This is a genomic window from Microbacterium sp. MYb45, assembly GCF_002979655.1.
In the GTDB taxonomy this organism is placed as follows: Bacteria; Actinomycetota; Actinomycetes; order Actinomycetales; family Microbacteriaceae; genus Microbacterium.
Map to the genome: position 1 here is coordinate 49324 of NZ_PCPG01000005.1, position 21500 is coordinate 70823.

Below are 21500 nucleotides of genomic sequence, written 5' to 3' on the forward strand. Positions count from 1 at the left end.
CGATCAGCACCACATGGAAGGACACAGACAATGAAGTCACCGATGAAAGCCCTCGTCGCCGGCGTCGCCGTGCTCACGACGGTCGGCGCGCTCGCCGGCTGCACGTCGAGCGGGGGCGACGACAGTGCCGACGGCAAGACCGAGCTGCGGGTCGCGACGTTCCCCCCGGGAGCGGATGCTGCCGCCTATGAGGCGTTCGCCGAACAGGAGAAGCAGTTCGAGAAGGAACATCCCGACATCGACATCGTGGGTGTCGAGTACGAGTGGGAGGGGCCGACCTTCGCCGTGCAGCTCGCCGGCGGAAGCCTGCCCGACGTCTTCACCGTGCCGTTCACCGACTCCAAGACGCTGCTCGAGAACGGCCAGCTGATGGACGTCACCGACGCCATCGACGAGCTCGGCTACACCGACAAGTTCAACCCGATCATCCTCGACGGCGTCACGGGCGACGACGGCAAGATCTACGGCTTCCCGCGCCAGGCGTACGCGGCCGCACTGCACTACAACCGCGACCTGTTCACGCAGGCCGGGCTCGACCCCGACAACCCGCCGGAGACGTGGGACGAGATCCGCGAGGCCGCCAAGGCCATCACGGATGCCACGGGCAAGGCCGGCTACGCGCAGATGGCGATCAACAACACCGGAGGCTGGCAGCTGACCTCGCAGACGGTGGCGCGCGGCGGTCGGACGCAGACCGACAACGGCGACGGCACGGCGGAGTCGACGATCGACAACGACGCCACCAAGGCGGCGCTGCAGTTCCTGCACGACGTGAAGTGGGAGGACAAGGCCTTCGGTTCCAAGGTCGACCTCGACTGGGGAACCATCAACCAGGAGTTCGCGGCCGGCAACATCGGCATGTACACCTCGGGTTCCGACATCTACACCGCGCTCGTGCGGGACTTCGGCATGGACTCGGCGATCTACGGCATGACGGTCGTGCCGATGGAGGGCGATGACCCCGGTACTCTCGGCGGCGGCGACATCGCCGTGATCAGCCCTACGGTCGACGACACGACGAAGGCCGCAGCGGTGACCTGGATCGACTGGTACTACATGCAGAAGCTCATGGACGAGGACGCGGCTGTCCTCGACGCGAAGACCCTGAACGAGTCCGGTCAGGCCGTCGGCACGCCGCTGCTGCCGGTGCTGAGCCGCGAGCTGTACGACGAGTCGCAGGAGTGGATCGCCGACTACATCAACGTACCGGTCGACCAGATGGCGCCGTTCAGCGACCGCATCTGGGACCAGACGCCGGTCGGTGAGCCGAAGGTGAAGACGCAGGAGGTCTACGCGCTTCTCGACACCGCGGTGCAGACCGTCCTGACCGATCAGAACGCCGACATCGACGCGCTGCTCGCCCAGGTGCAGGCCGATGCGCAGGCGAAGCTCGACGAGTAACGCTCCATGACGATGACGCTCTCCGAGCAGCGGGCGGCGGTGGAGGACTCTCCGCCGCCCGCTGTGCGCCGTTCCCGCCGCCGCTCACCGCTCACGTGGTTCCGCGGCGGCGGGCTCGCGAACCTCCTGTTCGTGCTCCCGATGCTGTTCGTGTTCATCTTCTTCTCGTGGTCGCCGATCGTGCAGTCGGTGATCATGAGCCTGCAGAAGACGAACCTGATCGTCTCCGAGTGGGTCGGAATCGACAACTACCTCGCCGTGATCGGCGACCCCGAACTCGGTCGGGCCGTGATCAACACCCTGTGGTTCGCCGTGCTCGCTCTGCTCTTCGGCTTCCCTCTGCCGCTGCTCATGGCCGTGCTGATGAGCGAGGTACGCCGCGGCAAGGGCATCTACTCGGCGCTCGCGTATCTCCCCGTCGTGATCCCGCCCGTGGTGGCGGTGCTGCTGTGGAAGTTCTTCTACAGCGCCGACCCGTCCGGTGTCTTCAACACGGTGCTCGGGTTCGTCGGCATCCCTCCGCAGCCGTGGATCCAGGACGCCGTGCAGGCCATGCCCTCGCTCGTGCTCGAGGCGACATGGGCGGGAGCCGGAGGATCGATCATCATCTACCTGGCCGCGCTCCTGGGCGTGCCGCCCGAGCTGTACGACGCAGCCGAGGTCGACGGCGCCGGCATCTGGAAGAAGATCTGGCACGTCACGCTGCCGCAGCTGCGCGGCGTCCTCTTCATCATGCTGATCCTGCAGGTGATCGCCACCGCGCAGGTCTTCCTCGAACCGTTCCTGTTCACCGGCGGCGGCCCCGCCGGAGCGACCAAGACCGTGCTGCTGTACATCTACGACAAGGCCTTCCGCAACAGCCTGGGCGGCGACTACGGAGAGGCGACGGCCGTCTCGGTGCTGCTCGCCATCGTCCTCGCCCTGCTCTCCTGGCTGTACTTCAAGCTGACCGACCGTTGGAGCACGACGTGAGCCTCACCACCCGCCTCTCGACCCGTGCCGCGGAGAAGGCGGCGGAGAAGGCCGCCGATCGCGTCGGGGACCGCACGGTCATCTCCGACTCGGAGCGCCGGCGCCCCGGCATCCGCGTCGGAATGTCGATCACGCACGTGTTCCTCACCGTCGGGCTGGTCGTCGCCGGCCTCGGCCCGATCCTGTGGCTCGCGAAGTCGGCCATCACGCCGACGCAGGACACCCTGCAGCAGCCGTTCGCGCTGTGGCCGAACGGCATGGACTGGGAGAACCTGTCGACCGCGTGGAACGACATCCACATCGACCAGTACTTCTTCAACACGGTGATCATCGCGCTCGGCGCCTGGTTCGTGCAGCTGTTCATCGCGACCACCGCAGGCTATGCGCTCTCGGTGCTGCAGCCGAAGTACGCGCCGATCCTGAACGCGCTCGTGCTGGCGACGCTGTTCATCCCCGGCATCGTGCTGCTCGTGCCGCTGTATCTGACGATCGTGCACCCGCCGCTGCTGGGGGATGTGAGCCTGCTCAACAACTACCTCGCCGTGTGGTTGCCGATGGGGGCGAACGCCTTCAACATCCTGCTGGTCAAGCGGTTCTTCGACAGCCTGCCGCGTGAGGTGTTCGAGGCGGCGCGCACCGACGGCGCCGGTCCCTTCCGGCTGTTCTGGTCGATCGTGCTGCCGATGTCGAAGCCGATCCTCGGGGTGGTCTCGGTGTTCGCGATCATCGCCGCGTGGAAGGACTACCTCTGGCCGATGCTCGTGCTGCCGGATCCGTCTGTGCAGCCGCTGTCGGTGCGCCTTCCCGCTGTGCAGTCGCAGACCGAGCTGGATGTGTTCCTCGCGGCCCTCGCGATCGCGACGCTGATCCCGATCGCGATGTTCCTGATCTTCCAGTCGGTGTTCCTGCGCTCGGCCGGACTCGGGGGTGCCGTGAAGGGCTAGTCGGCTCAGCCGGTGGTCGAGCGCCGCACGATCAGTTCGGGCGGGAACACGGTCTGCCGGGGGATGCTCTCGGGGTCGGAGGCCTCTTCGAGCACGATGCGCAGGGCCGTGCGCCCGATCATCCGGCTGGGCTGTCGGATCGATGAGAGCGGCACCGCGGCGGCGGCGGCGAAGGGGATGTCGTCGAACCCGATCAGCGCGATCTCGTCCGGGACGAGCACCCGTCCCCCGGCGACGAGTGACTGCAGCAGACCGAGCGCCAGCAGGTCGTTCGCGGCGAACAGGGCGTCGGGCCACTCTCGGCGCGGCCGGGTGAGCAGCTTCGCGCCCGCGGTGGCTCCCTCCTCCACCGTCATGGCCGAGGTGGGGACGACCTCGAGGTCGACGTGCACCGAGGCGTTCTCGGCGGCGGCGCGCGCACCGGCGAGCCGATCGGTGACCTGGCGCATGTCGAACGGGCCGCCGACGAAGGCGATGCGTCGTCGCCCCGCCTCGATGAGGTGCTCGACCGCGAGACGTCCGCCCGCGACGCTGTCGACGGAGACCGATGAGAATCCGCTGTCGGCGCTGAACCTGTCGACGAGCACGGTGGCGATGCCGCTGGCCCGGAATCGGCGGAGCTGCGTCATGACGTCGCCGTACGGGGCGATCAGGAGGCCGCGCACCTGCTGCTCGCGGAAGAGGTCGAGATACACCTTCTCGCGGGACGGGTCGTCGTCGGTGTTGCCGTAGAGGATCGCGATGCCGTGACTGGAGGCTTCATCTTCGGCGCCGCGCACCACATCGCTGTAGAACGGGTTCTGCCCGTCGAGGACCACGAAGCCGACCGTCGTGCTGATGCCGGCGCGCAGTTTGCGGGCGGCGTCGTTGCGCACGTACCCGAGTTCCTCGATGGCCCGGCTCACGCGCGCCACCGAATCGCTGGAGACCTCTTCCGGACGGTTGAGGACGTTCGAGACGGTCCCGACCGACACCCCGGCGCGGAGGGCGACATCACGGATGCTGACCGGCACGGCTCTCCTCTCGACGTCGGGCGGATCACGGTTCGGGCATCAGGGGTTGACCTGCGGCCCGCATCACATACACTAGCCTGAAACCCACCTGAATCGATTCAGGTAGATTCATTCCGCACAATCATCCCCCTCAACGGAGAGGAAAGCCCGTGGTCGATGAAGCACCCGCCCGCAGTGCTCCCCCCACCGCGCTCGAGCTGCACCGTGTCGTGAAGTCCTTCGGGCCCGTCATCGCGCTGCGCTCCGGAAGCCTCACGCTGCAGTCGCGGTCCATCCACGCCCTCATCGGCGAGAACGGCGCCGGCAAGTCGACGCTCGTGAAGATCATGGCCGGGCTCTACCGGCGTGACTCGGGCGACTTCCGTCTGCACGGCGAAGACGTCGACTTCACGAGCACCGCCCAGTCGAAGGCCGCGGGCATCGCGGTGATCTACCAGGAGCCGACGCTCTTCCCCGACCTCTCGGTCACGGAGAACATCTTCATGGGTCGGCAGCCCACGGGTGCTCTCGGCCGCATCGACCGCAAGGCCATGCGCACCGAGGTCGATCAGATCTTCCGTCGCCTCGGGGTCGCACTCGATCCCGACCGCATCACCGAGGGCCTCTCGATCGCCGACCAGCAGATCATCGAGATCGCCAAGGCCATCTCGCTCGACGCCAGTGTGCTGATCATGGATGAGCCCACCGCGGCGCTCAGCGGCGTCGAGGTCGATCGGCTTTTCGCGGTCGCACGGAGCCTGCGTGATGAGGGTCGCGCGATCCTGTTCATCTCGCACCGCTTCGACGAGGTGTTCGACCTGTGCGACACGGTCACCGTGATGCGCGACGGTGCCTACATCGACACGACGCCCATCGCCGAGACCACGGTCGACGACCTCGTGCGGCAGATGGTCGGCCGTGACGTCACCGAGCTCTTCCCGAAGCAGGCGGCCGAGATCGGCGACCCGCTCCTCGAGGTGCGCGGACTCACCAGCCCCGGTGTCTTCCACGACATCTCCTTCACCGTCCGCGCGGGCGAGATCGTCGCACTCGCCGGACTCGTCGGCGCCGGCCGCAGTGAGGTCGCCCGCGCCGTGTTCGGCGTGGACGGCTACCGCGAGGGCGAAGTGCGGATGCTCGGCGCCGGTGTGCCGCGCCGAAACCCCACCGCCGCCATGCGCCACGGCCTCGCCCTCGTGCCGGAGGACCGGCGCAAGCAGGGCCTCGTGATCGATGCGAGCGTCGGCGGCAACATCACCCTCGCCATCCGTCGCACCCTCGCCAAGTGGGGCCTGATCACCACCGGCATGGAGAACCGTGCGGCGAAGGTCTGGGCCTCCCGCCTCGAGGTCAAGACGCACGCGCTCGACACGGTGTCTTCGACGCTCTCCGGCGGCAACCAGCAGAAGGTCGTCCTGGCCAAGTGGCTTGCCACCGACCCCCGGGTGCTCATCATCGACGAGCCGACCCGAGGTATCGACGTCGGCACCAAGTCCGAGGTGCACCGGCTGCTCTCGCAGCTGGCGGGCGAGGGGATGGGGATCCTGATGATCTCGTCCGAGCTCCCCGAGGTGCTCGGAATGGCCGACCGCGTGCTCGTCATGCGTGAGGGTCGGATCACCGCCGAGCTCGACCGTGAGGACGCCACCAGCGAGAACGTCATGTTCGCCGCCACGCACGCATCGGAGCAGCACGCATGAGCACCACGGCACTGGCGGCACCGGCACCCGCGTTCGCGAAGAAGCCCGGCGGCATCGGACGCGCGCGCGAACTCGGCATCTTCGCCGCCCTCGTCCTGGTGGTCGTCGCGGCCACCGTGAAGAACCCGAACTTCCTGTTCAGCGCCGACGGGTGGCGCGACCTGCTGCTGACCCCGTCGATCCTCGTGCTCGTGGCCGTCGGCCAGGCGATCGTCATCATCACCCGTAACGTCGACCTCTCGGTCGGCTCGGTCATGGGGCTCACCGCGTTCCTGACGGGGCGGCTGTTCATCGACGTCCCCGGTATCCCGATCCCGATCGTGGTGATCGCCGCCGTGATCTTCGGCGCTCTCCTGGGGTTGGTGAACGGCGCGCTGGTGGCCTTCGCCAAGGTGCCGGCGATGGTGATCACGCTGGGCACGCTGTATGCCTACCGCGGCATCAACGTGCTCTGGACCGGCAGTGACCAGGTGCACCCGTCCGACTTGCCGAAGGACTTCCTGCGCCTGGGAACCCAGCAGATCCTCACGATCCCGGTGCTCTCCATCGTCGCGATCATCGTGCTGGCGCTCGCCGCCTGGTACATGCGCAACACCCGCGGTGGCCGCGAGTACTACGCGATCGGATCCGACCCGGGAGCCGCCGAGCTCTACGGCCTCAAGACCACCCGCCGGGTGCTCAGCGCGTTCGTGCTCTCCGGCGCTCTGGCAGGCCTCGCCGGTGTGTTCTACGTGACGCGGTACGGGTCCGTGAGCTCGCAGGTCGGCTCGGGCTGGGAGCTGGATGCCGTGGGCGCGGCCGTCATCGGCGGCATCGCGATCACCGGCGGCGTCGGCTCCGTGTGGGGTGCGGCCATCGGCGCGATGCTGCTGATGACCATCAACCGGGCCCTGCCCATCCTCGGCATCCCGGACTTCTGGCAGCGCGCCGTGGTCGGTGTGCTCATCATCGGCGCGATCGTGCTCGACCGGCTGCTCGCCGTACGACAGAGACGGCAGCTCATCGAGGCAAGGGACGAATCATGACCACGACCACCACCTCCGGGGTCCGAGTGATCCGGGACTACGACCAGCCGCTGTGGCGGCGCATCCTCATCAACCGCGAGTTCGCGATCATCGGCCTGCTCGTGCTGGTCGTGATCGTGTCCGCCGTGTCGATCCGCGGGTTCGCGCAGCCCATCACCGTCAACTACCTGCTGCTCGACGTCGCCCCGATCCTGCTGATCGCCCTGCCGATGACCCTCGTCATGATCACCGGCGAGATCGACCTCTCGGTCGGTTCGATGGTGGGTCTCGCGAGCGTCGTCACGGGGGTGCTCACCGAGTCGGGTGCGCCGTTCGAGGTCGCCGCCCTGGCCGCCCTCGCGGTCGGTGTCATCGGCGGAGCGTTCAACGGCTTCCTCGTCACGGTCGTCGGGCTGCCGTCACTCGCCGTCACGATCGGAACGCTGGCGCTGTTCCGCGGACTCGCGGTCGGCCTGCTCGGGACCACTGCGGTGACCGATTTCCCGGAGATGTGGACGGCACTGGCGAAGGCGAAGATCGCCGGCACCACCATCCCCTACATCGTGATCCCGTTCCTGATCCTGCTCGCGATCTTCGTCGTGGTGCTGCATTTCACCCCGTTCGGTCGCGGCATCTACGCGATCGGGCTCTCGAAAGACGCCGCCCGGTTCTCGGGCGTGAACGTCGAGCGGACGAAGTTCATCCTCTTCATGCTGTCGGGGGTGGTCGCCGCGTTCGCCGGCATCTTCTACACGCTCCGCTTCGGCAGTGCCCGCGGCGACAACGCCACCGGGCTCGAGCTCCAGGTCATCGCGGCCGTGGTCCTCGGCGGGGTGTCGGTGTTCGGCGGGCGCGGGCACCTGCACGGCGTCGTCGCCGCCGTGCTCCTGATCGGGGTGCTCGGCAGCGGGCTCCGTCTCGCCGGCGTCACCTCTGACGTCATCAACATCATCACCGGTGGCCTGCTGATCTTCTCGGTCGTCGCAGCCAGCATCCTCGCCTGGGCGCAGCGCGTCCGTGCCAAGGCCGGGCCACCGCTCCGCGTCGCAGCCTCTCCCGCACCATGAGGCAGCCTCTCGCCGTCGGCATCCGCCCGCGGTGATCATCACGAAAGGAAGAACAATGACGTTTGCACGCAAGAGGGTCTCGGCGTTCGCCGCCGTGGCCGTCGCCGCAGCGCTCGTGCTGACCGGCTGCGCCGACACCGGCAGCGGGTCGGGCGACGCAGGCTCCGGCGAGGGCGGCGGATCCGACAACCTGTCGATCACGTTCCTGCCCAAGAACCTCGGCAACCCGTACTTCGACACCTCCAGCGAGGGCGGCAAGAAGGCCGTCGAGGAGTTCGGCGGCACGTTCGCCGAGGTCGGACCGGCCGAGGCCACTCCCGACGCCCAGGTGAGCTACATCAACACCGCCACGCAGCAGGCGGTCGGCGCGCTCGTCGTCTCGGCGAACGACCCGAAGGCCATCTGCGACGCACTCAACGAGGCGCGGGACGCCGGTGTGAAGGTCGTCACCTTCGACTCCGACACCAACCCCGAGTGCCGCGACCTGTTCATCAACCAGGCCGACTCCGAGGGAATCGCCAAGGTGCAGATCGATCAGATCGCCGAGCAGATCGGCGGAGCGGGCGAGATCGCCGTGCTGTCGGCATCGGCCAACGCCACGAACCAGAACGCCTGGATCGAACTGATGAAGGAGTACGTCGCGAGCGACTACCCCGACATCACGATCGTCGAGACCGTCTACGGCGACGACGAAGACCAGACCTCGTTCGACAAGACGGCGGCCCTGCTGCAGAGCCACCCCGAGCTGAAGGGCATCGTCTCGCCGACCACGGTCGGTATCGCGGCAGCGGCGCGCTACCTCTCCACGTCGGACTACAAGGGCAAGGTCGCGCTGACCGGACTCGGCACGCCGAACCAGATGCGTGAATACGTGGAGGACGGCACCGTCACCTCGTTCGCGCTGTGGAACCCGGCCGACCTCGGCTACCTCTCGGCCTTCGCCGCCAAGGCGCTCGTCGAGGGCGACATCACCGGCAAGGAGGGCGACACCTTCGAGGCGGGTGACCTCGGCGATTACGAGGTCGGCGCCGACGGCGTGGTCCTGCTGGGAGACCCGTTCGTGTTCAACGCGGACAACATCGGCGACTTCGACTTCTGAGTCGCCTCGCGAGAGGGCGTCGGGGCTTCGGCTCCGGCGCCCTCTCGCGTACGCCTCGGGGTCTCTGCGCGCACGCCTCGGCGTGGGGCGGATGCCTGTCCCGCGATCGTCCGCCCGACGCGAGAACTCCGCCTGAGGCGTGGACCCCGCGACGCGCGAGCGCGGGTCGGCGCGGATCAGCGCGGGTCGAAGCGCGTCGGAGCGTGAGTCGCGGCGACCACGGCGCGCAGCTCCTCGAGTGTCGCCGGTGCGGCGCCGAGGGCTCGGGCCTGGACGAGCACGTTGCCGAGAGCCGTCGCCTCGACCGGACCCGCGAGCACGGGCAACCCCGTGCGGTCGGCCGTGGCCTGGCACAGGAGCCGGTTGAGCGATCCGCCGCCCACGAGATGGATGCTGTCGAGCTCGCGGCCGGAGAGATCCGCGGCCGTTTGCACGGCGTCCGCGAAGGCCGCGGCGATCGACTCCACGATCGAACGGGCGAATGCCGGTCGGGAGCTCGGGGCGCGGTCGCCGAGGAGCGCCGCGATCCGTCCCGGCATGTCGCCGGGTGCGCTCAACGACGAGTCGTTCGCATCGAACACGGGCACGTCGCCGGTGACCTCGGATGCCGCAGCGAGCAGCTCGGGCAGATCGATGCGGGCACCGTCTTCGGCCTCCCAGGCGCGCACGGTCTCGCTGAGGAGCCAGAGCCCCGTGACGTTGTGCAGGAACCGATAGCGACCATCCACGCCGAGTTCGTGGGTGAAGTTCGCGGTGCGAGCGGCATCCGTCAGCACCGGGTGCGCGAGTTCCACGCCGACCAGGCCCCACGTTCCGCAGGAGATGTACGCGGAGTGCGGTGTTGACAGGGGAGCGGCGACGACGGCCGATGCGGTGTCGTGCGAGCCGACCGCGATCACGGGCAGGTCGATGCCGATGGTCGCCACGAGCTCGGGCCGAAGGCGGCCGATGGTCGTGCCGGGATCGACGAGCGGCGGCAGGATGCGGGACGGGATGCCGAGGCGATCGGCCAGCTCGTCGTCCCAGTCGCCGGATTCGACGCCCAGTAGCCCGGTGGTCGAGGCGTTCGTGCGCTCGGCCACCGCGACACCGGTGAGCAGGAAGGCGATGAGGTCGGGGATCAGGAGCGCAGTATCGGCCTCGGCGAGGCGTTCGTCGACGCGGTACTGGTACAGCGTGTTGAACGGCAGGAACTGCAGGCCGTTGCGCTGATACAGCTCGGCGAACGGCGCGATCGCGTGCACTTCGTCGACGCCACGCGCAGAGCGCTCATCGCGGTAGTGGAACGGCTCTGCGAGCAGCTCGCCGTCTTTCAGCAGACCGTAGTCGACGGCCCACGAGTCGATGCCGATGCTCTCGATGCGCGGTTCGCGGCGGACAGCTTCGGCGAGTCCTGACACGACGTGCTCGTACAGGGCGCCGAAGTCCCAGTGGAGTCCGTCTGCGCGCTCGACCGGTCCGTTCGGGAACCGCGACACGAGCTCGAGGTCGAGCTGTCCGTCGCCGATGCGCCCGATCATCACGCGCCCGCTGGTCGCGCCGAGGTCGACCGCCGCGACCGCGCGGACGCTCATCGGGGTTCTCCGTTCGTCGAGTGCACGGCATCCGCCCGAGTGCACGGCTGGGAGACGTGAACAGGTCGTGCCTTCGGCGCGAAGCCGCGCACTCGACGGGCGGGAGTCATCGCAGGAACGCCGCGGCGACGCCGGAGTCGACGGGGATGTGCAGGCCCGTGGTGCGGCTGAGCTCGGGGCCCGTGAGCACGTAGACCGCGTCAGCGACGTTCTCGGGGACGACCTCGCGCTTGAGGATCGTGCGGTTGGCGTAGTACTGGCCGAGGTCCTCTTCGGCGACACCGTAGGTCGCTGCGCGGTTGGCGCCCCAGCCCGAGGCGAAGATGCCGGAGCCGCGCACGACACCGTCGGGGTTGATGCCGTTCACGCGGATGCCGAACTCGCCGAGCTCGACCGCGAGCAGGCGCACCTGGTGGGCCTGGTCGGCCTTGGTCGCCGAGTAGGCGATGTTGTTCGGGCCGGCGAAGACCGAGTTCTTCGAGGAGATGTAGATGATGTCGCCGCCGAGCTTCTGGTCGATGAGCACGCGCGCGGCGGCCTTCGACACGAGGAACGAGCCCTTGGCCATGACGTCGTGCTGCAGATCCCAGTCCTTCTCCGTGGTCTCCAGGAGCGGCTTCGAGAGCGAGAGCCCGGCGTTGTTCACGACGAGGTCGACGCCGCCGAACGCGAGCACCGCCTCGTTCAGCGCGGCCTGCACGGCATCGGCATCCGCGACGTTCGCGGCGACACCGATCGCGACATCCGTGTTCCCGAGTTCCGCGGCGGCGGCCTGGGCCTTCTCGAGGTCGAGGTCGGCGATCACGACGCAGGCGCCCTCGGCGGCGAGACGGGTGGCGATGGCCTTGCCGATGCCGGAGGCGGCACCGGTGACGAATGCGATACGGCCCTGGTGCGTCTTCGGCTTCGGCAGGCGCTGCAGCTTGGCCTCTTCCAGCGCCCAGTACTCGATGCGGAACTTCTCGGCATCCGAGATCGGCGCGTAGGTCGACAGCGCCTCGGCGCCGCGCATCACGTTGATCGCATTGACGTAGAACTCGCCAGCGACCCGGGCGGTCTGCTTGTTCGCGCCGTACGAGAACATGCCCACACCGGGGATCAGCACGATGAGCGGGTCGGCTCCGCGGATCGCGGGCGACTCGGCGGTGGCGTGCGCGTCGTAGTAGGCCTGGTAGTCGGCGCGGTACTGGTCGTGCAGCTCGTGCAGACGGGCGATCTGCTCCTCTGCGGAAGCCGTGGCCGGCAGGTCGAGGATCAGCGGCTTGACCTTGGTGCGGAGGAAGTGATCGGGGCAGCTGGTGCCGAGGGCGGCCAGCTCGGGCGCCTTCTCGGATGCCAGGAAGTCGAGGACCACGTCGGCGTCGGTGAAGTGTCCGACCATCGGCTTGTCAGTCGATGCGATGCCGCGGACGGTCCCGGCGAGGGCGGCTGCACGCTCCCGGCGCTCGTCCGCGGCCAGGGCCTCGAATCCGGCGCGGACGCCGCCGAACGGCTGGTCCTTGCCATGTGCGGCGATGTACTCGGCGGCGGTGTCGATGATCCACAGCGAGTTCGCCTCGGCCTCCTCCGAGGTGTCGCCCCAGGCGGTGATGCCGTGGCCGCCGAGGATCGTGCCGATCGCCTGCGGATTCTGGGCCTTGATCGCGGCGATGTCGAGACCGAGCTGGAAGCCGGGGCGACGCCAGGGAACCCACACGACCTTGTCGCCGAAGATGGTCGCCGTCAGCGCCTCGCCGTCGGCGGCCGTGGCGATCGCGATGCCCGAGTCGGGGTGGAGGTGGTCGACGTGCGCAGCATCCACGAGCCCGTGCATGGCGGTGTCGATCGAGGGAGCCGCTCCGCCCTTGCCGTGCAGGCAGTAGTCGAACGCGGCGACCATCTCGTCTTCACGATCGAGGCCGGGGTACACGTCGACCAGCGCGCGCATGCGGTCGAGGCGCAGCACGGCGAGGCCGCTCTCCTTCAGAGTGCCCAGGTCGCCGCCGGAGCCCTTGACCCACATCAGCTCGACCGGCTGCCCCGTCACGGGGTCGGTCTCGGTGCCCTTGGCGGAGGTGTTCCCGCCGGCGTAGTTCGTGTTCTTCGGGTCGGCGCCGAGGCGGTTCGACCGGGCTATCAGGGCGGCGGCGGTGGGGTTCGTCATGACTCTCCAAGACAGGGGCGATGCACACGACCATGTGCACTCATGCTGTTACTTCATGTGAAAGATAACATGAAACCACGTTTACCGGAAGCGCTCAGAGGATGTCGGCGGTCTGCCGGAAGGGGCTCAACCGCTCGTCTCCCGGGTCGAGTTCCGTGATGAGCACCGAGATCTCCTCCCGTTCCAGCGCCCGCGCCACGGAGCGGCGCTCGAGCTTGCTGGAGTCGACGCACACCACGGTGGTGCCGGCGTTCGCGGCCATCGCCTGCTTCAGCTCCGCCTCGTCGACAGACACCTCCGAGGTGCCGTCCGCGCTGTCGAGGGCATCCGCCGACGAGAAGAAGATGTCGAAGTACACCGACCGCATGCTCCGGCGCGCGATCGGTCCGACGAGGCTGCCCGTGGTCGGCTCGGCGGTCCCGCCGGAGATCACCGCCGTGACGCCGTCGAGTGGTTGCAGGAGCTGGAATGACTCGAACGAGTTCGTGTACACGGTGAGTCCGGTTCTCGGGCCGATGATCGAGGCCAGCATGTTGACCGTCGAGGAGGCGTCGAGCGCGATGCTGCCCTGTTCTGGGACGAGCCGGAGCGCCTTCTCGGCGATCGTCCGCTTCGCGCTCGCCCGGATGGCCCGCCGCGCATCGAACGGGCGGGCTCGCGGAGCCGCGGTCGCCCCGCCGCGCACGCGACGCACGCGCCCCTCGGCCTCGAGCTCGAGCAGGTCGCGCCGGATCGTCATCGACGACACGGAGAAGAGGTCGGCGGCCGCCTCGATCATGACGCCCTGGGGGCCGTTCGCGAGTTCGACGAGTTCGTCTCTGCGGCGCTGCGCTTCGAGATTGCCGGAAAGAGCCATGGGAGGAATCTATCCGGTGCGCCCGAGTCCGACGCTATCGGGTGCGTCGTCGACGTGCCGCGACGGAGAGCTGGATGAGGACGCCTCCGAGCACCACCGCGAGCACGCCGGTGAGCAGCACCGGGAGGGGGTCGGACCCGCTGTCCGCCAGAACCGGGCCGCTCCCCGGCGACGGTTCGGGCGGCCCGGGCGCGAAGGCGAAGCGAGCCGATGTCGCTGCGGGCGCGAGGAGCCCGGTGAGTTCGTATGCGGCCGGATCGAGGACGTACTCGCCTCCGGACGAGACGAGGTCCAGCGCGAGCGAGCACGAGACGTCCGTCGGTCCGAGGCTCCCGCGACCGACGATGCCCGCCGACGTCACGTCGAGCGCGCCGTTCGGGCAATCCGTTTCGATGGCCGGGCTCTCGGCGGGAACGAGACCGGCGGGCAGAGCGAGGTCGAAGCTCCATTCCGGCTTCGCGCCGCTGGGCACCGCCGGCGATCCCGCGAGGTGCGTGTTGGTGACGGTGAGAAGGAATCGGGCCGGCTGGTCGGAGGCGTAGGAGTCGCCGCTCGGGGGAGCCGCGATCACCGCATCGAGTTGCGGAGTCGTGTCGATGAGGGCGAGATTGTCGAAGGCGTTGTCGTCGCCACCGCCCCCACCCAGGTTGTTGAGCAGCGCGACCTCGACGCTCGGCGACTGCGCCAGCAGCGACGTGAATCCTCGGAAGGTGCCCACGTTGTTCCCGTTGATCTGGTGGACGGGCAGGTCGCACGCGGCGATCGGTCCGGGAAAGGCGGCGACCGGAGGGGAAACGCCGTCGTCGAGCTGCACCGCCAGGTCGACGGGGTTCGTGGTCCAGCAGTTCGCCTGGGCCACATCGACCGTCGCGGTGTAGTAGTGCCCGGCGATCACCGGCACCGCGGTCGCGGCCATCACTCCGGCGGGCGAGTCTCCCTGGGTGTAGGAACTCACCGCGTGATTCGCGGTGGGCTCGGCGCGGGGCACGGACGGATACGGGTAGTCGGGGTCGGCGGCCCAGGATCCCAGGGTCCTCGCGAGGCTGCGCGACTGATTCCAGCCGTCCTGCAGGCAGTCCGCCGCCTGGGAGGCGGTGGGAACGGTCGAGACGTCATCCCCGGCGACGATGAGCCCGTTGCAGAACTGCCCGTTCCATGCGGGCTCGGCGCTGTAGCGCTCGCCGCCGCGTCCGACGTATCCCGGTACCGGTGGGGCGACACCGTCGTCGTAGTCCGCGATCGTCTGCACGAACTCCGGTGTCGCCGGAGGAACGGGGCCCTCGAATCCCTCGTACAGCACCACGGTCGGCGCTGCCATGACGCCAGGCGACCCCGGTGCGGCAGCAGCAGACGAGGCGCCCGACGCGATGATCACGCCGAGCGCTGCGGTCGCTCCCACCAGGGGGAGCGACCGACGCACGCGTGACCTGCGAAGGGCCGGCATGTCTTGAAGGTACGCCCCGGGCCCCCCGCTGTCGATGGGTTGCGGTCAGGCGCCCCAGCCGGCCTGCACGCCACCCACGCGGTCGGCAGCGATCTTCTGCTGGTAGCCGGATGCGGCGTAGGCGGCCATCGGGTCGGCGGCCAGACCGCGCGACTCGCGCCATTCGGCCAGCGCCGGGCGCACGTCGGTGTAGAACGCATCCATGAAGACGGCGTTCGCGGCGAGCACGTCGCCCGACTTCTGCGCGGCGGTGAGCGCATCGTGGTCGACGAGCAGCGCGCGGGCGGTCATCTCCTGCACGTTGAGCACGGAGCGGATCTGGCCGGGGATCTTGTCCTCGACGTTGTGGCACTGGTCGAGCATGAATGCCACGTCGGGATTGTTGAGGCCACCACCGCGGATCACCTCGAACAGGATGCGGAACAGCTGGAACGGATCGGCCGCGCCGACGATCAGGTCGTCGTCGGCGTAGAAGCGCGAGTTGAAGTCGAACGAGCCGAGCTTGCCGAGGCGCAGCAGCTGCATCACGATGAACTCGATGTTGGTTCCGGGGGCGTGGTGACCGGTGTCGAGGCAGACCATGGCCTTCTCGCCGAGGGCGCTGACCTGGGCGTAGGACGTGCCCCAGTCGGGAACGTCGGTGTGGTAGAACGCCGGCTCGAAGAACTTGTACTCGAGCACGAGGCGCTGGTCGTCGCCGAGGCGCGCGTAGATCTTCTGCAGCGACTCCTGCAGCCGGTCCTGCCGGCCGCGGAGGTCTGCCTGGCCCGGGTAGTTCGAGCCCTCGGCCAGCCAGATCTTGAGGTCACGGCTGCCGGTGGCGTCCATCACGTCGATGCAGGCGAGGTGGTGGTCGATGGCCTTCTGGCGGACACCTGCGTCTTCGTGCGTGAGGGCGCCGAACTTGTAGTCGTCGTCCTGGAAGGTGTTCGAGTTGATGGTGCCGAGCGTGACGCCCAGGTCTTCGGCGTGCTTGCGCAGATCGTCGTACGAGTCGACGAGGTCCCACGGGATGTGCAGTGCGACCGAGGGGGCGAGAGCGGTGTACTTGTGGACCTGCGCCGCATCGGCGATCTTCTCGAACGGGTCGCGCGGGGTGCCGGGGGCGCCGAACACCTTGAACCGGGTGCCGGAGTTGCCGAACGCCCAGCTGGGCAGCTCGATGCCCTGCTTCTCGAGGGTTGCGAGGTGGTCGGGGGAGAGGATGCTCACGATGCACTGCTTTCTGAGTCGTTGCCGGATCTGGAGTCGTCGTCGGATGCTGCGTGCCCGCCGGCGGCGGCGAGCTGGTCTTCGAGGTGGAAGACCTCGGTGAGCGCAGTGGCGGCCTGGTCGGGCCGACCGTCGAGGCCGTGGAAGAACCGGCTCATCTCGGCCTCCCAACGCGCAGCGACCGGAGAAGCCGAGAGGTACGCCTGAGCGGCGGCATCGTCATCGGTCTCGTAGTAGCCGATGAGCGTGCCGTGGTCGCCGAGGAACAGCGTGTAGTTGCGGCGTCCGGCGGCGGCGATCTCGGCGAGCATCTCCGGCCACACCGGGGAATGCCGTGCGAGGTACTCGTCGAGCAGCTCGGCACGGATCTGGAGCTGGAAGGCGACGCGCGTCATGGGGCTCCTCTGCCGAGTGACGTAGTTTCTGAATCGTTTCAATCATCATCGTAGGACGAGCCGATGACACCCGTCAAGCGGAGGGTGGCTCGAACGATTGCCGTACACTCTCGCACAGCATCCGAAGCGACGAGGAGCAGCAGTGGCAGTGAGTGTGCGCGACGTCGCAGCGGCGGCAGGTGTGTCGGTCGGTACGGTGTCGAACGTCCTGAACCAGCCGGACAAGGTCGCGGCGACGACGGTCGAGCGGGTGCAAGCAGTGATCGCCGAACTCGGCTTCGTGCGCAACGACGCCGCCCGTCAACTCCGTGCCGGTCGCAGCCGGAGCATCGGCCTGGTCGTGCCCGACGCGGGCAACCCGTTCTTCGCCGACGTCGCCCGTGGCGCCGAGGCGCGCGCGGACGAAGACGCGCTCGCCGTGCTGCTCGGCAACAGCGATGAGAGCCCCTCGCGGGAGGACAACTACCTCGACCTCTTCCGCGAGCAGCGCGTCAACGGGGTGCTCATCACACCGGCATCCGACGACATCGACAAGCTGCTGCGTGTGCAGGCGGCGGGCACGCCCGTGGTGCTCGTCGACCACGAGGCGCCTGGAGCGGTGTTCTGCTCGGTGTCGGTCGACGACGACGAGGGTGGCTTCCTGGCCGCGCAGCATCTGCTGCGGATCGGACGGCGACGTCTGGCATTCGTGGGGGGACCGGAGTCGATCGCGCAGGTGATGAACCGCCTCCGGGGTGCGCAGCGCGCCGTCGACGAGGTGCCCGACGCGACGCTCGAAGTGCTCCGGATGCCGGCGCTCACAGTGCTGCATGGGCGCGCGGCCGGCGAGGAGATCGCCGCGCGCCGGGAGGTGGATCGACCGGACGCGATCTTCGCCGCGAACGATCTGCTCGCGGTGGGCCTGCTCCAGGCCCTGACGATGTTCCACTCGCTGCGAGTGCCGGATGACATCGCACTGGTCGGCTATGACGACATCGACTTCGCGACGGCCACCGTCGTGCCGTTGACGTCGGTGCGCCAGCCTGCCCAGCTGATCGGGCGAACGGCGGTCGAGCTCCTGCTGCGGTCGATCAGTGATCCCGACGGCGAGTATGAGCGCCGGGTGCGGTTCCGCCCCGAGCTGATCGTGCGGCAGTCGACCGCCGGCTGACCTTCAGGCAGCCCCGGCGGTCAGCCGACTGGGGAGTGGATCGCGCACGTGCTCCTGCTACCTCGCGAACATCGTCAACAATGATCGAACCTATAACGTCCGTGTTATACTTCGAGTGTGTGGAAAGTTGTCGATCATCCAGAGGCGACCTCGGAGTATTCGGCTTTGAACGCCCGAGAGGCCGTCGCCATCGATAACGCCGTGGCAAAGCTCCGCGTCGTGGGGGCCAGCCTCGGATATCCGCATACCAGCGATGTCAAGAACACTCAGAAACTCCGAGAACTCCGTCCCCGCGCTGGACGAAGCCCTGTGCGGGCGTTCTACCGGCAAATCGGCGACACCTTCGTCATAGGGGCGTACGGACCGGAAGCCGAGAGCAACCCCAAAGGCTTCAAGAGGGCCTGCGAGGACGCCGTGAGAAGACTCAACCAGATCACCGTGACGAAGGGACCATCATGAACTTGTCGGACCTTCAGGACCACCAGGCTGTCCGCGATGCTCGCCGAGCATCGGATCCGGAGTACGCCGCCGAAGCGGCCCGCACCAAGCTCGCCGACGACGTCAGCGTCGCTGTCGTTCGCTACCGTGAGGAGCACCGCCTGTCGCAGACGGAGTTTGCGCGCCGGCTCGGCTGGAAGCAGCCCCACGTCGCCCGTCTGGAGCGCGGCGACGTCACCCCCTCTCTGGAGTCCCTCCAGCGGTTGGCTCGCGCCGGCGTGATCGAAGTGCAGGTCAAGCGGCAGGGCACGATCGTGAAGAACGCTGACTCAGCCGGTTCGGTGATCCGCAAGCATAATCCGGAGAATCACGTGAAGCGGCTCGCCAGCTCGACCGCCTGAGCAGGTATGAGCGCCGGGTGCGGTTCCGCCCCGAGCTGATCGTGCGGCAGTCGACCGCCGGCTGACCCGCCTGTCGGCGACCGGCGGTCACCCCGACAGCGGCACCGAGCGCGTATGTGCTCCGTGCCCGAGCTTCTCCGTGTCCTGGCCCGGAAGGTCGAGTTCTGCGGTCGCTCCGACGGGAACGACGAGGTCGACCTTCAGCTCGTCCTGCTCGATGCGCCACGAGATCGACGCCTCGCCGTACGGGGTGAGCTGAGTCGCCGACGCATGAGTCAGCCCGCCCCCTGGTCGGGGCGCGAACCGGATGCGTCGGTAGCCGGGGTCGGCGGGGGCGAGCCCGGCGACACTGCGGTGCAGCCAGTCGGCGACCGCTCCCAGCGCGTAGTGATTGAACGAGGTCATGCTCCCCGGGTTGACGGTGCCGTCCGGAAGCAGGGCATCCCACCTCTCCCAGATCGTCGTCGCGCCGTGCACGACCTGATACAACCATGACGGGCAGTCCTTCTCGAGCAGTAGGTCGTACGCGGTGTCGACGTGGCCGGTGAGGGTGAGGGCGTCGCAGACGAGGGGAGTGCCGACGAAGCCCGTCGCGATGCGGTTGCCGTCGGCATGGACGAGTTCGGCGAGACGGTCACCCGCTTTCGCGCGCTGGGCAGGGTCAGGGAGCAGATCGAACGCGATCGCGAGGGCGTACGCGGTCTGCGCATCCGAGGTCATCGTGCCGTCGGGCTTCACATACGCGGCACGGAAGGCTGCCGCGACCTCCGCGGCGAGAGCGGCGTACCGGTCCGCCTCCGCTGAGCGGTCGAGCACGCGAGCCATGTCGGCGACGGCGCGCGCCGATCGCGCGAAATAGGCGGTCGCCACCAGGTAGCGGTCCGTACGCCCCGCGCCCGGATCCTGCGGAGGAGCTGCGGGGTCGAGCCAATCGCCCAGCTGGAAGCCCTCGTTCCACAGCCGGTCGGGGCCGGCGACCGATTCGATCTTGTCGACCCATCGCCGGGCACTCTCGAACTGGGCGGCGAGCACGCCGACGTCGCCGAACCGCTGATGGAGCGTCCAGGGCAGCAGCGTCGCGACATCACCCCAGGCGGCGCCGGGCCGGATCGGATCCCACACCTTGTGTGTGGGGACGACGGGGACGAACCAGGGGACGGTGCCGTCGGGCAACTGGTCCGCCTCCACATCGCGGAGCCAGCCGGAGAGTATCCCCGAGACGTCGAACAGTGTCGACGCGGTCGGGCCGAACACCTGGATGTCGCCCGTCCACCCCACGCGCTCGTCGCGCTGCGGACAGTCGGTCGGGATGTCGAGGAAGTTACCCCGCATGCCCCAGACGACGTTGCGGTGCAGCTGCTCGACCAGCGGGTCCGAGCAGGCGAACCAGCCGGTGCGCTCGAGGTCGGTGTGCAGCACGCGCGCGGTGAGCGCGCCGGCGGCGGCATCCGCATCGAGGTCGCCCGGCCAGCCGTCGATCTCGACGTAGCGGAAGCCGTGGAACGTGAAGCGCGGCTCCCACTCCTCACCGTCGGGGCGCCCGGCCAGCGTGTAGTGGTCGGTGGAGCGGGCGCTGCGCAGAGGACGCGTGTAGATCTCGCCCTCCTGCAGCACCTCGGATGTGCGGAGCGTGACGGTCGAACCCCGCGGCCCCGTGACGCGGATACGCACCCGTCCGACCAGGTTCTGACCGAAGTCGAGGATGCGTGCCCCGCGCGGTGAGGTGAGCACGGCGAGGGGCGCGACGTCTTCGGTCACTCGGACGGGCGGTCCGGTCGGCGCCACGAGCGTGCGCGGGTCGCGATCGCGCACGGTGACCGGCATCCAGACACCGTCATCGAAGGCGGCGGTCGACCAGGCCGGCACCTCCTGTCGCGCGTCGTGGTCCTCCCCGTCGTAGATGCCGGAACGGAGGATGGGGGAGGGCGCGCCCTTCCAGGCGTCGTCCGTCGAGAGGGTCTGACGTGTTCCGTCGGTGTAGGTGATCTCCAGCTGGCCGAGGAACGACAGGTCCCCGCCGAAGATGTTGCGGCGACCGCCCCGCCAACCGAGTCGACCTCGGTACCAGCCGTCGCCGAGCCAGGCTCCGAGCGCGTTCTCGCCGTTGCGCAGCAGGTCCGTCACGTCGTACGTGTAGTAGCGGAGTCGCTCGCGATAGACCGTCCAGCCCGGGGAGAGGGTGTCGGAGCCGACGCGGATGCCGTTGATCTCGGCGTCGTAGAGGCCGTGCGCGGTGGCGTACAGCCGCGCGCGGGCGATCTCGCCGTCGACACGGAATCCCCGCCGCACCAGCGTCGCCCGGCGGGCATCGCTCTCCGGGTTCTCGTCGAGCTCCAGCCCGACCGGCCGCGCGGACCAGTCCTCCGGGTGCAGCAGACCCGTCTCCAGCCACGTCTCCGGGCTCGGATCAGACCAGCCGCCGTCGGCACCCTGCACCGAAACGCGTACGGCGACGCGTTCGCGGGACTCCAGCGCGCGGCCCGGCCAGGGGACCAGCACCTGCTCGGAGGAGGCGACCTCGACGGTCTCGTCGTCGTCGGCGTGGACAACGGTCACCGCATAGGACTGCTGTTTCCAGTCGGCGGGAGCGTCGCTGAGCGTCCAGCTCAGTCGCGGGCGCGATTCGCCGATGCCGAGTGGTTCTCGGTGGTGTTCGATGCGCGGCGCGGAGACGGTCGTCATGGTGTTCATCCTTGCGGATGGCCCCC

At 68.6% G+C, this 21500-nt stretch carries 18 protein-coding genes; 10 read left to right on the forward strand and 8 right to left on the reverse strand.

The genetic code is table 11. The features are described 5' to 3' along the window. Positions 1-30 precede the first annotated feature (30 nt). Genes CQ034_RS10865 through CQ034_RS10875 form a run of 3 tightly spaced genes read left to right on the forward strand, consistent with a single transcriptional unit; the run spans position 31 to position 3317 of the window. The gene (locus CQ034_RS10865) at positions 31-1401 is read left to right on the forward strand and encodes an ABC transporter substrate-binding protein (RefSeq protein ID WP_105711049.1); all 1371 of its coding nucleotides are present in this window, start codon (positions 31-33) and stop codon (positions 1399-1401) included. A gap of 6 nt (positions 1402-1407) precedes the next feature. Beyond that, a complete protein-coding gene (locus CQ034_RS10870; protein WP_181156285.1) occupies positions 1408-2373 on the forward strand; it encodes a carbohydrate ABC transporter permease in 966 nt (321 codons plus the stop codon). Beyond that, positions 2370-3317, forward strand: coding sequence for a carbohydrate ABC transporter permease (locus tag CQ034_RS10875; protein WP_091035694.1), 948 nt, complete (start codon positions 2370-2372; stop codon positions 3315-3317). Before CQ034_RS10870 ends, CQ034_RS10875 begins: the two co-directional genes overlap by 4 nt. A 5-nt stretch (positions 3318-3322) precedes the next feature. Here the strand turns inward: CQ034_RS10875 and CQ034_RS10880 are convergent, their stop codons facing one another. Beyond that, positions 3323-4330, reverse strand: a complete 1008-nt coding sequence (locus CQ034_RS10880; protein WP_029263743.1) for a LacI family DNA-binding transcriptional regulator — start codon at positions 4328-4330, stop codon at positions 3323-3325. Positions 4331-4479: 149 nt separating this feature from the next. Here CQ034_RS10880 and CQ034_RS10885 point away from each other — a divergent pair, with 149 nt between their 5' ends. Genes CQ034_RS10885 through rhaS form a run of 4 tightly spaced genes read left to right on the forward strand, consistent with a single transcriptional unit; the run spans position 4480 to position 9179 of the window. Then, entirely contained in the window at positions 4480-6009 is a 1530-nt protein-coding gene (locus tag CQ034_RS10885; RefSeq protein ID WP_105711050.1) for a sugar ABC transporter ATP-binding protein, read from the forward strand. Beyond that, positions 6006-7034: an ABC transporter permease gene (locus CQ034_RS10890; protein ID WP_105711051.1), complete on the forward strand. Its 1029-nt coding sequence runs from the start codon at positions 6006-6008 to the stop codon at positions 7032-7034. The genes CQ034_RS10885 and CQ034_RS10890 overlap by 4 nt, the downstream gene beginning before the upstream one ends. Then, a complete protein-coding gene (locus CQ034_RS10895) occupies positions 7031-8080 on the forward strand; it encodes an ABC transporter permease (RefSeq protein ID WP_029263746.1) in 1050 nt (349 codons plus the stop codon). Before CQ034_RS10890 ends, CQ034_RS10895 begins: the two co-directional genes overlap by 4 nt. Positions 8081-8135: 55 nt before the next feature. Beyond that, entirely contained in the window at positions 8136-9179 is a 1044-nt protein-coding gene (rhaS, locus tag CQ034_RS10900; protein WP_105711052.1) for a rhamnose ABC transporter substrate-binding protein, read from the forward strand. Positions 9180-9355: 176 nt separating this feature from the next. Here the strand turns inward: rhaS and CQ034_RS10905 are convergent, their stop codons facing one another. From CQ034_RS10905 to CQ034_RS10930, 6 genes are all read right to left on the reverse strand, one after another. Beyond that, on the reverse strand, positions 9356-10753 hold the full coding sequence (locus tag CQ034_RS10905; RefSeq protein ID WP_105711053.1) for a rhamnulokinase family protein: 1398 nt from the start codon (positions 10751-10753) through the stop codon (positions 9356-9358). Between the two features lie 106 nt (positions 10754-10859). After that, positions 10860-12896 carry a bifunctional aldolase/short-chain dehydrogenase gene (locus tag CQ034_RS10910; protein ID WP_105711054.1) on the reverse strand — a complete coding sequence of 679 codons (2037 nt, stop codon included), beginning with the start codon at positions 12894-12896 and terminating at the stop codon, positions 10860-10862. A gap of 94 nt (positions 12897-12990) precedes the next feature. Further along, positions 12991-13752, reverse strand: coding sequence for a DeoR/GlpR family DNA-binding transcription regulator (locus tag CQ034_RS10915; protein ID WP_105711055.1), 762 nt, complete (start codon positions 13750-13752; stop codon positions 12991-12993). Positions 13753-13786: 34 nt separating this feature from the next. Further along, positions 13787-15196 carry a hypothetical protein gene (locus CQ034_RS10920; RefSeq protein WP_105711056.1) on the reverse strand — a complete coding sequence of 470 codons (1410 nt, stop codon included), beginning with the start codon at positions 15194-15196 and terminating at the stop codon, positions 13787-13789. Positions 15197-15241: 45 nt separating this feature from the next. Further along, the gene (gene rhaI, locus CQ034_RS10925; protein WP_105711057.1) at positions 15242-16408 is read right to left on the reverse strand and encodes an L-rhamnose isomerase; all 1167 of its coding nucleotides are present in this window, start codon (positions 16406-16408) and stop codon (positions 15242-15244) included. Further along, on the reverse strand, positions 16405-16803 hold the full coding sequence (locus CQ034_RS10930) for an L-rhamnose mutarotase (RefSeq protein WP_105711058.1): 399 nt from the start codon (positions 16801-16803) through the stop codon (positions 16405-16407). Before CQ034_RS10930 ends, rhaI begins: the two co-directional genes overlap by 4 nt. Before the next feature lie 142 nt (positions 16804-16945). Between CQ034_RS10930 and CQ034_RS10935 the strand changes: the two genes are divergently transcribed. The 3 genes from CQ034_RS10935 to CQ034_RS10940 all read left to right on the forward strand — a co-directional run bounded on the left by CQ034_RS10935 (position 16946) and on the right by CQ034_RS10940 (position 18792). Then, the gene (locus tag CQ034_RS10935; RefSeq protein ID WP_181156286.1) at positions 16946-17953 is read left to right on the forward strand and encodes a LacI family DNA-binding transcriptional regulator; all 1008 of its coding nucleotides are present in this window, start codon (positions 16946-16948) and stop codon (positions 17951-17953) included. A gap of 117 nt (positions 17954-18070) precedes the next feature. Further along, positions 18071-18412 (forward strand): type II toxin-antitoxin system RelE/ParE family toxin, encoded by a 342-nt coding sequence (locus tag CQ034_RS19435; RefSeq protein WP_146114834.1) that lies wholly within the window; start codon positions 18071-18073, stop codon positions 18410-18412. Beyond that, complete coding sequence (locus tag CQ034_RS10940; RefSeq protein WP_105711059.1) at positions 18409-18792, forward strand: helix-turn-helix domain-containing protein; 384 nt, start codon at positions 18409-18411, stop codon at positions 18790-18792. Before CQ034_RS19435 ends, CQ034_RS10940 begins: the two co-directional genes overlap by 4 nt. An 87-nt stretch (positions 18793-18879) precedes the next feature. On the opposite strand, the gene CQ034_RS10945 is transcribed toward CQ034_RS10940, so the two are convergent. Further along, the gene (locus tag CQ034_RS10945; protein ID WP_105711060.1) at positions 18880-21474 is read right to left on the reverse strand and encodes a glycoside hydrolase family 78 protein; all 2595 of its coding nucleotides are present in this window, start codon (positions 21472-21474) and stop codon (positions 18880-18882) included. Between the last annotated feature and the right edge of the window lie 26 nt (positions 21475-21500).

Excerpts from the sequence above, each read along its gene's own strand:
- CQ034_RS10865 (WP_105711049.1), top strand. The coding sequence starts at position 31 with ATGAAGTCACCGATGAAAGCCCTCGTCGCCGGCGTCGCCGTGCTCACG.
- CQ034_RS10870 (WP_181156285.1), top strand. The coding sequence starts at position 1,408 with ATGACGATGACGCTCTCCGAGCAGCGGGCGGCGGTGGAGGACTCTCCG.
- CQ034_RS10890 (WP_105711051.1), top strand. The coding sequence starts at position 6,006 with ATGAGCACCACGGCACTGGCGGCACCGGCACCCGCGTTCGCGAAGAAG.
- CQ034_RS10895 (WP_029263746.1), top strand. The coding sequence starts at position 7,031 with ATGACCACGACCACCACCTCCGGGGTCCGAGTGATCCGGGACTACGAC.
- rhaS (WP_105711052.1), top strand. The coding sequence starts at position 8,136 with ATGACGTTTGCACGCAAGAGGGTCTCGGCGTTCGCCGCCGTGGCCGTC.
- CQ034_RS10905 (WP_105711053.1), bottom strand. The coding sequence starts at position 10,753 with ATGAGCGTCCGCGCGGTCGCGGCGGTCGACCTCGGCGCGACCAGCGGG.
- CQ034_RS10910 (WP_105711054.1), bottom strand. The coding sequence starts at position 12,896 with ATGACGAACCCCACCGCCGCCGCCCTGATAGCCCGGTCGAACCGCCTC.
- CQ034_RS10915 (WP_105711055.1), bottom strand. The coding sequence starts at position 13,752 with ATGGCTCTTTCCGGCAATCTCGAAGCGCAGCGCCGCAGAGACGAACTC.
- CQ034_RS10920 (WP_105711056.1), bottom strand. The coding sequence starts at position 15,196 with ATGCCGGCCCTTCGCAGGTCACGCGTGCGTCGGTCGCTCCCCCTGGTG.
- CQ034_RS10930 (WP_105711058.1), bottom strand. The coding sequence starts at position 16,803 with ATGACGCGCGTCGCCTTCCAGCTCCAGATCCGTGCCGAGCTGCTCGAC.
- CQ034_RS10940 (WP_105711059.1), top strand. The coding sequence starts at position 18,409 with ATGAACTTGTCGGACCTTCAGGACCACCAGGCTGTCCGCGATGCTCGC.
- CQ034_RS10945 (WP_105711060.1), bottom strand. The coding sequence starts at position 21,474 with ATGACGACCGTCTCCGCGCCGCGCATCGAACACCACCGAGAACCACTC.